This window comes from Dermacoccus sp. Ellin185 (assembly GCF_000152185.1).
GTDB classification, from domain to species: domain Bacteria; phylum Actinomycetota; class Actinomycetes; order Actinomycetales; family Dermatophilaceae; genus Dermacoccus; species Dermacoccus nishinomiyaensis.
Genome location: NZ_AEIQ01000064.1, coordinates 42,983 through 56,456, shown reverse-complemented (window position 1 = coordinate 56,456; position 13,474 = coordinate 42,983). Strand labels below are relative to the sequence as shown.

The window sequence follows — 13,474 nt, the reverse complement described above, 5'->3', positions numbered from 1 at the left end:
CGGTGTCACGGCATCCCGGCGATGGAACCACAGTTCGACGTCGCGGGCTTGCCCGCGAGACGGTCGACGACCCAGTCGCGCGCGGCCGATTGGTCGGTGATGTACGGGGCGAGGTGGTTGAGAATCGACTTGGTGCCCGTGCTCGGGTTGCTCAGCGGCGCGTACGTGACGTTGGAGCCCTTGCCGCACCAGTCGACTGCGAGCTGGCGGGCTTGACTGTGCGTGACGAGGTCGTCGGCGTTCGCCGTCGCCACGCGCACGGCAGCCGTCGGCTTGAGGCGGCCGATGCGCTGGGCGTCGATGAATTCGGAGAGCGCCGGTTCGCGCGCGACGATCTGCGCGAGCGATTCGCCCGTCTTCGTGTACTGCGACGTCTTCTTGCCACCGAACGCGAGGACGGTGTCGGCGGTGCACTGCCCGCTCGTCTTCGCGAGCATCGCCTTGCCGTTGCCGTTGAAGTTGTCGTCGACGATCTGTTGCAGCGCCGGGTACTCGCTGAAGGCGCCGTTGATGATGTATCCGATGACGCCGGCGATCGGACTGCCGTCGACGCCGGAGAGCACCGAGTTGAGGTCGGCGGGTGGCGCGCCGACGTAGGCGGCTGCGACGTTCAGCTCCGGCGCGTACGCGGGAGCGGCTTCGACGGCCGCGCCGGAAGCGCCGCCACCCTGGGAGTAGCCGTACGTCGCGACCTTGGAGTCGGCCTTGACGCTCGCGCCGGGCACCTTGCGCGCGACGCGCGCCGCGTCGAGAACAGCGTGGGCCTGGTCGGCGCGGTTCATGTAGCTGTGGACGCGGTCGTTCATGCCGAGGCCGACGTAGTCGGTGACGACGACGGCGACTCCCTTCGACAGCAGGTTGTTCATCGCGGTCGTCTCGTAGTTGAGCCCGATCGAGCCGGGAACCTCGAGGTTGAGCGCGGTGGCGAGCATCTTCGACGGCGCGCACTGGTCGCCCTGGCCGATCGTGCCGACGGAGAAGCTGACGACGGGACGCGGGCCCGGGCCCGCCCACTTCGCCCACGGCTCGATGTAGGCGCCGGTGACGGCGGTCGGCTTGTCGTTCGTGTCGCGTGTCGAGTACATGATGCGCGTCGTCTTGCCGTAGACGCCGAGGCCGGTGAAGAACGGCTCACTCTTGATGAGGGTGCCGGGCGTGGCCGGGACGCTGGCGGGCGCGGTGTAGAAGGTTGCGGTGCCGGCCTGGGCGGCGGGCGCTGCAGCCATCGTCGTGACGCAGGCGGTGGAGGTGGCGGCGAACGTGAGAGCGACGGCGGCGAGACGGTTTCGGCGCATGGGGGTTCCTTCGGGCGGCAGGGTTTTCCGGGGACCAGCAGGGAGCGGCCACGCGATGTGACCTACCACACAGTATCTTTTCGCGGGAACGGTTGGGGAATGACGTGCCAAAAGTTACGCGAGCGTAACCGAGGTGCGGGATCCTGAGCCGCGCGTCACGAATGGAAGCCCCGCAGGCCGAAAAGCCCACCCCGGCGCGGCTGGTTGTGCGGTTCCAGAGCCGAAACCCCCTCACGCGCGATCAGATCGCCGAGCCGCCCGGCCAGGCCCCGTCAGGCGCCGAACGCCGATTCCGGTTGACGTTCCTGCGGCGGCACCTCGGCTTCGCCGCCGGCGCCGCGTCCGAGCACCCGGGCGACATCTTGGGCGAGCTGCACCGTCGCGTCGATCTCGACGCGGCGCGTCGACACGCTCTCGATGTTGAAGCCGAACGGCACGTCGAGGTAGCGGCAGAAACGTGCGAGTTCGTGCGCGGCGGCGAGGCAGTGCTCGTAGGACGCCTCGAGGGTGTCGTGGCTGCGGCGCAGTTCGTTGCCGACCCAGCGGGGCACGTCGACGCCGAGCCATTCGAGGAAGTCGAGGGTCTTCTCCGAGCCGCACAGCGACAGCGTGAAGATGAGGCGCGCCGGTCGGATGCCCCGCTCGGCGCAGGCGTAGGCGTAGTCGCTGATCGTGTTCTTCGCCTCACCGGTGTCATAGACGACCTGGCTGACGAAGAACGCCGCACCCGAATCCTGCTTGCGCAGCAGCCGTTCGTGCTCGGCGCTGGTGCGTGCGTGGCGTTCGGGGATGACGACCCCGCCGAGCGTCACGTGCTCGTGCTCGGCGGCGAGGTCGACGGCGCGCGGCAGGCTCGTCCGCACCGGCTTGTCGGACGAACTGGCGCCGACGAAGACGGTCGCGTCACCCTGACGGCGTGAGGTGAGGAAGTCGCGCAGCTGCGCCTCGTCGTACTTGCCGACGCAGCGGTAGACGATCGCGTTACCACCCCACCCGGCGAGCGGGCCGGCGAGGAAGTCGGCCGGGTCCATCGTCTCGAGGTAGGGGAACGGTCGGTCGTCGTCGGTGCGATCCGACTCGTCGTCGAGGTCGTAGAGGATGAGCGCGTCAACGTCGAGGCCGTCGAGACGCGTGAGGGTCGCGTCGGCGATCTCCTGCGCACGTTCGGCACTCGTCGTCGCGCGCGGCGGCGTCATGGCGAACAGCAGCAGTTCACGTTCGTCGGTGACGAGGTCGGCGAAGGTGCGTTCGGCATGGGCGCTCATGACGATCGAGGCTAGGCCCGCACCTCATGAACCCTCGATTCGCGCGCCGACCCGTGAGACGAGCAGCCGTCGGCCGCGGAGCGAAAGCAGCGGATCATCGCCCGGAAACGCGTCGAGGATGACGCGTTTCCGGGCGATGCCGGCGGCTCTGAGGGGTGCCGCGGGGGCTCCGTGGGGCCGGGTGCACCGTCAGGCTTGGGCGAGGACGTCGATCGTCGCGGTCGCGGGATCCCACCACCGCAGACGGTCGGCAACGAGGACGTCAGGCGCCGGCTCACCACCGCGGGCGTCGACGGCGGCCATGGCCTCCCCGAGTCGATCGCGCGGGATGCGCCGACCGAGCGTCACGTGCGGCGTCCACACCGGGTGGCGGACGCGCGGTGACGCCTGACGCAGCGCCGTCACCTCATCGACGACGGCACGGGGCGGCTCGGCGAGGTGCGCGAGCGTCACCCGTGAGCCCGCGCCGAACGCGATGAGGCCGCGCACGTCGAGACGGATCGGCAACGCGGCGGCGAAGAACTCGCGGGCGCGGGCGACCACGTCGTCGGGAATCGCAGATGCGACGACGAGCGACAGGTGCGGCGCGTTCGTCATGCCACGGTGGTCGAGTTGCGACGGCAGGCCGAGGAATCGCAGCGCCCGCCACTGATCCTCGACGGCGGTGGCGCTGCGCTCGTCGAAGCTCAACTCGAGCGCACAATCGGCCATGACGCGACGCTACCGAGGCCAGAGGATGAAGAAACCACCCTTAGGTGCCCGGTTGAGCCCCAGAGGTGGTTTCGATGCGACGCTCAGGGCCGCGTCAGGCCTGTGATCGGCGACGGTCAGGCCGGCGCGTCGCCGTCGCCGGGATGGTCGGCGGTGTCGTGACGCTCGCGGCGGTCGCGCCGCAGGGGAAGCTCCGCGGTGCGGTCGCCGGCGTCGCCGCGGCCGTCGACGTCATCGTTCGAGGCGGTCTCAGACGCCCGCTCCCGCGACTCGCGCTCGTAGCCGGGCCCCCGCCCGCCCTCCTGCCTGTGCGGCGGGTGGTGGCCGAGTTGATGCTCGACGAACTCGCCGACGGCGCCGACGCCGTCGTCGTCACTCGCGTCGACGCCGCCCGGGGCGAAGCGGTACGTGTTGTTGCCGATCATGAACAGGATCCACAGGCCGACGACGCCCCAGACCGCCACGACCCACAGGGGGCGGGTGAGGTCGACGCCGCCGAAGTAGGCGATCGAGCGCACGGCGTCGACGCCCGCGCCGTTCGGCAGGTACGGGCCGACCGAGCGCCACGGCTCGGGCAGCACGTCGTAGGCGAACGCACCGCCGGCGGAGGGGTTGCCGAGGATGACGAACAGCAGGATCGCGAGGCCCACGCCGAGCGAACCGAATGCCGACGTCAGGCCGAACGTGAACGTGCTGACGGCGAAGACGAGCGCCATGCCCATGGCGGACATCTTCCAGAACGGGCCGGGCAGCGCGTCGAGCATGTGCTGCGCCACCAGGGTGCCGACGATGCCCGAGAGCACCGCGTACGCGGCGAACAGCAGCAGACGCATGCGCGCCCCGATGGCGGTGTGCGAGCGGTTGCCGACGACGGTCGTCATCGACGCGGGAAGCAGGTAGGCGCCGACCATCCAGGCGAGGACGAGATAGAACGCGGCGGTTCCGCGGGCGTCGTCGGGCGCAGCCTTGACGACGTCATGCGTGACGAGGCCGCGCTTCGCGTTCTGTGACGTCTTCGTCGCGACGGTCTGCGCCACCTGAGCGCGCGAGGCGCCTTGAGCCGAGGCGTAGTAGAGCGTGTCCTTCGGGTTCTTCTCCGTCTTGCTCGGGTTGAAGACGTAGACGCCGACGGCCCTGTCCTTCTTCACCTGCTCGATGGCGGCCTTCTCGTCGGTGCTGATCGTCGCGAGCACGGGCTGACCGGCGATGGCGTTGAGCTTGTTCGCAATGTAGCCGGCGTTGCCCTCGGTGTGGCTGACGACGATGAACGGCGCCTTCTTCGCCTCCGGCTTGCCGAAGGCACCCATGTACGACAGCCCCATGAGGCCCTGCACGAGCACGCACATGAGCGCGAGCACGATGAGGCGGGGGGCGAACTGACGGATCTGCTCGCGAGCGGTGGTCTGTGCAGGAGCAGACTCGTCGAGACGCTGCGCCATGGGCTTCCTCCGAAGGACGGGATGCGGGCGGTTTGGTGGGGGCCAGCCGCTCGCGTCGCGGCGAGCTGCCGGGCCTTGGTTCAACCGTACTTGCCCAGGCCCCATCCAGTGACACTACACCTGTAGTGTCACCCGGAGGAAATCGCAGAACCCAGACAGATTTCGCTTGGCACTCACGCCGTGCGGCGCGCCACAACAGGACGCGACCGCTCTCGTCCTCGGCCTCGCCGCCCGCCTCAGCCGGCGGCGAGGAGCGCCGTCACCAGCTACGCGGGATGTTGCGCAGGTTGGAGCGGCCCATCGCGACGGCCTCGCCCGCACCGCCGTTGAGCACGATGCGCGACATGGCCGTCGCGAACCCGAACACCTGGTCGCTCGTGATCTTCGGCGGGATCGACAGTGCCATCGGGTCGGTGACGATGTCGACGAGGCTCGGGCCCTTGTGCGAGAGCGCCTCGGCGTACGCCTTCTCGAGGTCCTTCGGGTTCTCGACGCGGATGGCGTGCCACCCCATCGCCTGAGCGATGGCGGCGTAGTTGACCTCGGGCACGTCGACGCCGAAGTCGGGCAGCTTGTCGACGAGCATCTCGAGCTTGACCATGCCGAGCGTCGAGTTGTTGAACACGGCGAGCGTCAGCGGTAGGTCGTAGGCGCGTGCCGTCAGCATGTCGCCCATGAGCATCGACAAGCCGCCGTCACCGCACATCGCGACGACCTGGCGGTCGGGGTGCGCGAACTGGGCGCCGATGGCCTGTGGCAGCGCGTTGGCCATCGAGCCGTGCAGCATCGAGCCAATGAGGCGGCTGCGGCCTGTCGGCTGGATGTAGCGCGCGGACCACACGTTGCACATGCCCGTGTCGGCGGTGACGATCGCGTCGTCTGCGAGGGCCTCGTTGAGCAGCGACGCGGCGTACTCGGGGTGGATGGGGGTGTGCTTCTCCACCTTGCGGGTGTAGGCGCCCACCGCCTTGTCCATGAGCTTCTCATGCTTCTTGAGCGTCTTGTCGAGGAACTTCGAGTTCTTCTTCTCCTCGACGAGCGGCAGCACGGCGTCGAGAGTCGCCTTGACGTCGCCCTGGATCGGCAGGTCGACGGCCGTGCGGCGGCCGAGCACTTCGGCGCGCGCATCGATCTGCACGGTGCGCGTGTCGGGCAGGAACTGGTCGTACGGGAAGTCGGTGCCGACCATGATCATGAGGTCGGCGTCCTCGATGCCCTCGGCGGCGGCGCCGTAGCCGAGCAGGCCCGTCATGCCGACGTCGAACGGGTTGTCGTACTGCACGAAGTCCTTGCCGCGCAGCGAGTGCCCGACGGGCGCCTTGGCCTTGCTCGCGAGCCGCATGAGCTCGTCGTGTGCCCCGGCGGCACCGGCGCCGGCGAAGATGGCGACCTTCTCCGCCGCGTTGATCTCGGCGGCAAGCTTCTCGACGACTCCGGCCGACGGCACGAGCACGCCCGGCTCGGGCACGGCGACGGGCGTCACGTCGGAGGTGGCGGGCTCGTCGGCGATGTCACCGGGCAGCGTGATGACGGAGACACCCTTGAGCGTGACGGCGTGCTGGATCGCCGCCTGCACGACACGGGGGCTCTGCACGGGCGTCGAGATGAGCTCGGAGTAGACGCTGCACTCGGTGAAGAGACGGTCAGGGTGGGTCTCCTGGAAGTAGTCCTGCCCGATCTGCGCGCTCGGGATGTGGCTCGCGATCGCGAGCACGGGCGCGCCGGAGCGGTTCGCGTCGTAGAGGCCGTTGATGAGGTGCAGGTTGCCCGGGCCGCAGGAGCCCGCGCAGACGGCGAGTTCGCCCGTCACCTGCGCGTCGGCGGAGGCGGCGAAGGCGGCGACCTCCTCGTGGCGCACGTGGATCCAGTCGATGCCGCCCTTCGCGCTGCCGCCGGTGCGGCGCACGGCGTCGACGATGGGGTTGAGGCTGTCTCCGACAATGCCGTAGATGCGGCGCACACCGGCGGCCTGGAGCTGGGAGACGATCTGATCGGCGAGCTTCATCGAGCTGACTCCTCCGGCGGCACCTGCCGCCTCGTTCGTGAACACGTTTTGATTCAGTCAAGTACGCGCGGCAGATCCCGTCAACGAGTTTGCGATGTGAACTCTGGCATCCGCCACTGACAACCCCGTCATTCCGCGGCTTTCGACACCTCGCGGCACCCGTCGACGTGACGAAAGAGGCATTCGCAGGCACCCTGCCGACAAGGTGCACGCCGCGCGTCACGCCTCGACGATGTTCTGGCCCAGGTATTTTCCGGGCCGCGGGGCGCTCGGCAGCAGGTACACACCGGAGCCTATGGGCGTCGTCCAGGTGTTGAGCAGGTCGGCCTCGGCGAGGCGGCGCTGGATCGGCACGAACTGCGCGGCCACGTCGGCACAGAACGCGACGAAGATCAACCCGCGGTCGCTCGTGCCGTCGGCGCGCGCGTCCTCGTAGTTATAGGGGCGGCGCAGGATGCGCTCCCCCGTCTTCGCCGGCCGCGCCCGCGGCACGTGCGCCGCCGGGTTGATGACGCTGAGGCCGAGCTCGTCGGTCTCCTCCAAGTCGATCGGGTCGTGCGGTGACGCGCCCGTCAGCGGGGCACCGTTCGTCAGCCGCCTGCCGATCACGTTCTCCTGGGAGGCACGATCGAGCGTCTGCCACACGTCGACGTCCATGCGGATACGGCGGATCACCATGCCGGTGACGCCCTCCATCCACGGCGCGTCGGTGGTGGCGGCGTTCCACACGCGGTCGGCCTCGTTGCCGTCGACGTTTGGCTGCTCCTGCCCGTCGAGCTGGCCGAACAGATTGCGCGTGACACCTGCATCGCCCGGGCGCGCGCCGGCGTGGAAACCGCGCTGCTGCCAGCGCGGCGTCGCGATGCCCTTGAGCGCACTGACGAGTTGCGTCGCCGCGTGACTCACCCCGACGGGGTTGGCCGCGTCGATCTGGATGACGAGATCCGTCTGATCCCAAGGCTTCTCGAACCGATCGATCGGCATCGTCGGGATCGGCGCGAGCCACGACGGAGCCTTCGCCCTCATGCCGCGCAGCGTGAACACGCGCGGCCCGAGGCCGACGGCGATCGCGACGCCGCCGGCATCGAACGCGAGTTCATGCGCGACGTCGGGCAGCGGCGTCGACCCCGCGACGAAGCGCGACGCGGTGTCGTCGACGACGACGAGCGCACGACGCAGGTCGTCCTTCATCGCATCGCGCGCGAGGTCGAGGCCGATCCAGTGCGCGTGCGTGCCGGGCTGCGTCGTCACACCCGACTGACGCGGCGCACCGCTCGGCACGTGCCAGCGCGCCGGATGCGCCGACGCGCTGGCACGCGCGCCCTGAGGGGCCGAGGCACTCGAGGATCCCGAAGCTACCGCCCCAGAACCTGGCCCAGCCCCTGACGCAGACGCTCCCGACCCCGCGCGATCGCACGCCGCGAGCGCAACGGCACCGAGGCTCGCGAACGACCCGGCGATCACTCCCCGACGCGAGGCCCCGCCCCCATCGGCGATTTCTGTCCCCCTCTGCGATTTTCGTCCACCTTCGCGCGCCACCCCGGCCGTCGCCGCCCCTGGGCCGGCTGGGCACTGCGGATCCACGCGTGACGGACCATCACCTGAACCCTCCTCGTCCTGACCGCGGCCCGCGCGGGGCACCTCCGTCGAGGCACCCCGCGCATCGTCACGACGCTGACAGCGAAGGCTCACTGGCCGCGACGGCGCCGCGCCATGAGCGCGACTCCGATGCCGACCACCACGACGACACCCGCCACCGCGGCGATGACGCTCCACGCGGCGCTGCCGTCAGCGTCCTGGTGCGCCTCCGCCGCGGGTGACGGAGCGGGCGAGTCGAACGTCGTCGTGGCCGTCGCGCGCGGTGACGACGACGCGGCGCCGTCCGAGGACGACGCTGCCGTCGACGGCGCCCCAGTGCTTGCCGTGCCGCCCTTCAGCGTGAACGTGTACGACCCGCTGATGGGGTGGCCGTCGCTGGAGACGACGCGCCACGTCACGGTGTATGCGCCGTCACCGTGGCCGGCGAACGGGGCGCTGACGGTGCTGCCGTCGACCTTCGGCGTGGCCTTCGACGTCGACCCGTCCGGTGCCTTGACGGAGATCTGGTTGCCGACGGCGAGCGGCTTCTCGGCGAACGTCAGCTCGAGCGATGACGGCGCGCTCGTCACCGTCGCGCCGTTCTTCGGCATCGTGCCGGTCAGTTCGTCGTGGGCGGATGCGGCGGGCGCGAACGCGATCGTCGTGGCGAGCGCGAGGGCGGCGTAGGTCTTCTTCATCGTGGGAGCCTTTCGGGCCGTCAGGGTCAGTGGGAGGGTGTGGTCGACATGCCGGGCATGGTCGAGCCGGCCGAGTGCGAACCCATGCCGCTCGAGTGGGCGTCGCCGGAGTGGGTCGCCTCCGACGAGTGCTGCGCGTGGCCGGAGCCCGCGTACTTCTCCTTCGCACCGTCATAGGCGCGTACGGGGAAGCGGACGTCGGTGTGCGAACCGTCCTCGAACGTCACGGTGAGCTTCTGCGTCTCGCCCGCCTTGAGCGCGTGCGAGAGATTCATGAACATGAGGTGGCTGCTGCCCGGCTTGAGTTCGAGCGAGCCGCCGGCGGGCACGGTGAAGGACTTCGTCTCCTTCATCTCCATGCCCGTCGCGGTCTTCTGCGTGACGTGCAACTGCACCGGCCCAGCGTCGCCGCGCGCGCCGGTGATGACGATGGGCTTCGTCCCGGTGTTCTTCAGCGTGCCGAACGCGGCGCTAATGCCCGAATCGGCGGCCTTCGCCCAGGTGTCTGACGGCGTGATGTGCGACGCCATCGTGGCGTCGGCGCTCGACGGGGCTGACGTCGACGTGGCCGGTGCCGACGATGCGGCGCTCCTGGAGTCGCCCGAGGTGCCCGAATCGTCCGACGAGCAGGCGGTGAGCGCTGCCGGCGCGGCGAGCGTCAGAAGGGCGACGGCCGTCAGGCGGCGGGTGGCGGACGTGATGGTGAGGTTCATGGTGAGGACTTTCGTTCTGGGTGCGACGTGGCGTCGCGGCGGCCCTCACGGCCAGGGGAATCGGTGGCGTCGCCGATGGATGCGACGAACGCTGCGGCGATTTCACGGCTGCCGGAAAACGCAGGACGCGCGGGGCGCCCGGGCCGCTCGATGCGCGACGGGGGTGACGCCGACGTGGCGCGCGGCCACGGGCTGCTCATGCCGTCGTGCGCTCGTCAGGCCCCCTGACACCAGGGCGCACCGCACCGGCACGATGCGGACGCTCGGTCGACAGCCGTGAGGCGCATGTCGACAGCCCTGATGGCCAGGCCCGTGAGAGAGGGAAAAGATCCGAGGATCAGTGCGAGAGAACGAAACTCACCGGTGGGGCGCGGCTGGCCCGCGGGGCGTGCAGCGTCACCAGGCGGGGTGCACGAATGTCGTCGAACACCGTGCAGGCCGTCGGAAATTCACCGACCGGCGCGAGCTGAATCGGCGGCACGAGGACGCGGATCGTCCAGGCGAGCGCCTTCTCGCCGTACGCGAGGAGCGCGGCGAACAGCCATGTCATGCCGATGTGGCTCGCGGCCATCGTCGCGCTCGTGCCGTCGGCGCTGACGTCGGCGGCGCTCGCGTGGTGCGGCATCGTCATCGAGGCGGGCATGAGCGTCGACATCGCCGCGTGCAGCGCGAGCTGCGCGACGGCCATGACGCCGACGAGCTGCGCGAAACTCCAGCGTCGCGTGCTCACCGCGTGCATGATCGGCGTACCGATCACCGTCAGGCAGATGAGGAGCAGCACCGGCGCGCGATGCCCGCCTCCGGCGACGTGCGCGGCGCCCGCCGAGCACGCCGTCAGGGCAGCGACGAGCAGGCTGCGCACCCAGCGCACCTGCTGTTTCTGCCCGAGCTCCACCCAATCAGTCTACGAGCAGCACCCAGCGCGCCCGCCCAGCCACGCTGTGAGGCCGGGTACACCGCGTCCTCGGCGAGCGTGCATGCGAGCCGCGAAACCGGTGCTCCTACAAGCCAGGACGAACCGCTGCTCGATGCGCGCAACACGCTCGTCGCCGCAGAGCTGGACATGCGCGTCGTCGCGGTGGCCGATCACGTGATCGATCTTGGACCCGGCGCGGGCGACGCCGGCGGGACCGTGGTTGCAGGTGGTACGCCCGCCTACTTCGCGGACAAGGGCGTCGGTGCTTCCGCGGGCTACCTTGCCGCCGCACTGCAGGCAGCCACCAACGTGACCTCAATGTGACGAGTGTGTCGCTGCGCGATCTGAACATCGCACAGCGACACCCTCGACGAGGTCGTAGTCTCAGGCGGGGAGCTTAGAGGCCGGGACATCCACCTTCTCGATCGTGGGTTCGCTGAACAGTTTGCCGGCCAGAATCGCGGGTCCCCCGCGATTGGGGGACACGCCCTAGCTCTGGGCCTCGCCGAGGCGCGCTTCGGGCGTGAGCTCGGCGCGGACACCGCCGCCGGTCGCAGCCTGGGCAAGAGCGCGACCCAGCGCAGGTGCCTGCTTGAACAAATTGTGACCAGCCACAAACAGGACAGAGTCTGCCTCCCACACGGCCACGCCGTCCTCACTCCACGGGAGGTCGGTCACCCAGCAGTGAAGGAAGTCGCGCGGCTCTGGGTGGAGACCGGGCAGCGCCCGTGTCACGTATTCGCGTGCGCGTTCATCCAGCGATCGAATCGCCGCCGGGTCGATGAAAGTTCCATCGTCGCGGACGCCGACGGTGTCGCTGAGCCCAACCGAATAGTTTCTGTTGCCCGGTAGCGGCGTCGCGTAGACGCCGACTTCACCGAAGACGCCGCTGCTGTCCTGCAGGCACGCGACTCGTGCCGGGGCGGCGGCTTTCACGTCGAAGGTCAACCTGACGTGTGCGGCAAGGCGAACCGGCAGCGACAGGCCGACGCTGCGTGCCAGACGGGCGGTTTCGCGGCCGGCGCACACGACCACCTTGGAGTAGACAGCCCGGTCGGTGACGCTGCGCACCTCGACCGTCCCGTCGGCGCGGGGATCGATGGAGATGACCTCACCGGTGGTGACCGCATCGGCGAGGGCACCCGTGAGTGCCTTGATCGCGGCTCGGGTGCGGATCGCGCCGCCCGACTCGTCGAGCACCGCTGGCCCCGAGTACCCAGCGAGCAGCGGCATCCGCTGGGCGACCTCGGCCGCGTCGATCTCGCGCGCTTCCACGCCGCCGACCTGGTCGAGCACCCGCAGCCGCGCCAGGGCGCTGTCTCCGATCGCCAGGACACCGTCTGATGAGACCAGCTCGACGTCGAAGTGTTCGGCCCACTCATCCCATATGCCGCGGCTTTCGCGCGCGAAGGCGACGAGTCGCGGGTCGTCGTGGGCATGCCGGAAGATCCGCGACTCGCCTGCGGATTGACCCGTCCCGGGCACACCAGCCTCGTACAAGCGCACCGACACGCCCTGCTCCCGCAGCGCGTACGCCGTCGACAGACCGACGATCCCGCCCCCGATCACCGCTACCTCGGGTGAACGCGTCGTGGCAACGCCGTCGTCAGTTCCTGTCATCGCGGTTCCCCGGTCTGTTGGTGATTAGCGATAGGCCGCAAGAGAAGGGGTCGCTGTCACAACGTCAGCGGGCTGCGTAAGCCCGAAGTCACCGTGCGCAGCGACCCCTCCTCTCTGGGCCAGTACTCCCGGTCTGTGGTGTCAGGCGGGGAGTTTGGAGCCCAGGACGTCCAATTTCTCGATCGTCGGCTCGCTGAACAGCTTGCCGGTCTGCTCGCCGAGAGCGGCAGCGACTGCACCGGACAGGTGCGCGTCGCGGCCGGCGTCATCCGGGAACACGTCGAAGATCCCGAATGAGGACGGGCCGAGACGGATCGCGAACCACGCGATGGTGGCCGGTTCCTCCTCGACGAGCCCTCGCCCGATGCCGAGAAATTCCTGGACCTCGTCTTCCTTGCCGGGCAGGGCCTCCAGCCTGACAAGCAGACCCTTCGTCACGCTCATGACGTCACCTCTTCCTGGGTCGAATTGCTCGCAAATTTCGCCACGATCGTATCGCAGAACGCAGGCAGGTCTTCGGGTGATCGGCTGGTGATCAGGTTCCCGTCGACCACGACATCCTGGTCAATGACCTCCGCACCGGCGTTGCGCAGATCCGTGCGGATGCTCGGGAAGGACGTCAAGGTGCGACCTCCGACCACGCCAGCCTCGATCAACGTCCAGGGCCCGTGACAGATCGCCGCCACGGGCTTGCCACTCTCGACGAAGTCGCGGATGAAGGAAACGGCGTCCTTGTCGACCCGGAGCTGGTCGGGGTTCACCGTGCCGCCGGGAAGCAGCAGGGCGTCGTAATCGCCCGCCGAGGCGTCGGTGACCAACCTGTCGACGGTGAACGTGCCCGCTTCATCCAGGTCGTTCTTACGGGCCTTGATCTCGCCGTCGTGGATCGAGAGGACCTCCGTCTGAGCGCCGGCCCGATCCAGTGCTTCGCGGGGTTGTTCGAGCTCAACGCGTTCTACTCCGTCGGCGGCGAGGATCGCGACCCTCTTGCCCTGAAGATCTGCTGCCATCTCAGTTTTCCTTCGCTCCGTTTGACATGCCGGCCTTGATGAGAGCCTTGGTCCAACCCTTGGACCTGGCGTCGAAGTTCTTGTAGGCATCGGCGGCTCGGTCCAGCGAGATTTCGTGAGAGACGATCCAAGAAGGGGTTGCCTTGCCGGCCGCGAAGGAGGTCGGCCCCTCGTACACCACTGCTTTCGTGTCTATTCCGATCCGACTGTGTCGCTCGATGTCT

Annotated in this window: 13 protein-coding genes and 1 pseudogene; 1 reads left to right on the top strand and 13 read right to left on the bottom strand. The window is 69.1% G+C overall.

The window, feature by feature from the left end:
- Positions 1-5: 5 nt before the first annotated feature.
- The 9 genes from HMPREF0321_RS06290 to HMPREF0321_RS06250 all read right to left on the bottom strand — a co-directional run bounded on the left by HMPREF0321_RS06290 (position 6) and on the right by HMPREF0321_RS06250 (position 10,599).
- A complete protein-coding gene (locus HMPREF0321_RS06290; RefSeq protein ID WP_006945182.1) occupies positions 6-1,295 on the bottom strand; it encodes a lipase family protein in 1,290 nt (429 codons plus the stop codon).
- Positions 1,296-1,567: 272 nt separating this feature from the next.
- Positions 1,568-2,560, bottom strand: coding sequence for a hypothetical protein (locus HMPREF0321_RS06285; RefSeq protein WP_006945018.1), 993 nt, complete (start codon positions 2,558-2,560; stop codon positions 1,568-1,570).
- 189 nt (positions 2,561-2,749) lie between these two features.
- Entirely contained in the window at positions 2,750-3,271 is a 522-nt protein-coding gene (locus tag HMPREF0321_RS06280) for a 2'-5' RNA ligase family protein (protein WP_006945158.1), read from the bottom strand.
- A 116-nt stretch (positions 3,272-3,387) separates the two neighbouring features.
- Positions 3,388-4,710 carry a hypothetical protein gene (locus tag HMPREF0321_RS06275; RefSeq protein WP_006945057.1) on the bottom strand — a complete coding sequence of 441 codons (1,323 nt, stop codon included), beginning with the start codon at positions 4,708-4,710 and terminating at the stop codon, positions 3,388-3,390.
- Positions 4,711-4,969: 259 nt separating this feature from the next.
- Positions 4,970-6,715, bottom strand: a complete 1,746-nt coding sequence (locus HMPREF0321_RS06270) for a pyruvate dehydrogenase (protein ID WP_040014610.1) — start codon at positions 6,713-6,715, stop codon at positions 4,970-4,972.
- A 219-nt stretch (positions 6,716-6,934) separates the two neighbouring features.
- Positions 6,935-7,996: a Dyp-type peroxidase gene (locus HMPREF0321_RS06265; protein ID WP_050786501.1), complete on the bottom strand. Its 1,062-nt coding sequence runs from the start codon at positions 7,994-7,996 to the stop codon at positions 6,935-6,937.
- A gap of 407 nt (positions 7,997-8,403) precedes the next feature.
- Positions 8,404-8,991 carry a copper resistance CopC family protein gene (locus HMPREF0321_RS14805; RefSeq protein ID WP_006945096.1) on the bottom strand — a complete coding sequence of 196 codons (588 nt, stop codon included), beginning with the start codon at positions 8,989-8,991 and terminating at the stop codon, positions 8,404-8,406.
- 26 nt (positions 8,992-9,017) lie between these two features.
- Positions 9,018-9,704 carry a copper chaperone PCu(A)C gene (locus HMPREF0321_RS06255; protein ID WP_006945040.1) on the bottom strand — a complete coding sequence of 229 codons (687 nt, stop codon included), beginning with the start codon at positions 9,702-9,704 and terminating at the stop codon, positions 9,018-9,020.
- Positions 9,705-10,041: 337 nt separating this feature from the next.
- Entirely contained in the window at positions 10,042-10,599 is a 558-nt protein-coding gene (locus tag HMPREF0321_RS06250) for a hypothetical protein (protein ID WP_040014591.1), read from the bottom strand.
- Between the two features lie 120 nt (positions 10,600-10,719).
- Between HMPREF0321_RS06250 and HMPREF0321_RS06245 the strand changes: the two are divergent.
- A pseudogene (locus HMPREF0321_RS06245) lies at positions 10,720-10,944 on the top strand (ethanolamine utilization protein); the annotation flags it as partial.
- Between the two features lie 165 nt (positions 10,945-11,109).
- On the opposite strand, the gene HMPREF0321_RS06240 reads toward HMPREF0321_RS06245, so the two are convergent.
- The 4 genes from HMPREF0321_RS06240 to HMPREF0321_RS06225 all read right to left on the bottom strand — a co-directional run bounded on the left by HMPREF0321_RS06240 (position 11,110) and on the right by HMPREF0321_RS06225 (position 13,431).
- Complete coding sequence (locus HMPREF0321_RS06240; RefSeq protein ID WP_006945073.1) at positions 11,110-12,240, bottom strand: FAD-binding oxidoreductase; 1,131 nt, start codon at positions 12,238-12,240, stop codon at positions 11,110-11,112.
- Between the two features lie 141 nt (positions 12,241-12,381).
- Positions 12,382-12,684 (bottom strand): putative quinol monooxygenase, encoded by a 303-nt coding sequence (locus HMPREF0321_RS06235; protein ID WP_006945020.1) that lies wholly within the window; start codon positions 12,682-12,684, stop codon positions 12,382-12,384.
- The gene (locus HMPREF0321_RS06230; RefSeq protein ID WP_006945107.1) at positions 12,681-13,250 is read right to left on the bottom strand and encodes a type 1 glutamine amidotransferase domain-containing protein; all 570 of its coding nucleotides are present in this window, start codon (positions 13,248-13,250) and stop codon (positions 12,681-12,683) included. The genes HMPREF0321_RS06235 and HMPREF0321_RS06230 overlap by 4 nt, the downstream gene beginning before the upstream one ends.
- Position 13,251: 1 nt before the next feature.
- Positions 13,252-13,431: a hypothetical protein gene (locus HMPREF0321_RS06225; protein WP_040014588.1), complete on the bottom strand. Its 180-nt coding sequence runs from the start codon at positions 13,429-13,431 to the stop codon at positions 13,252-13,254.
- Positions 13,432-13,474 lie beyond the last annotated feature (43 nt).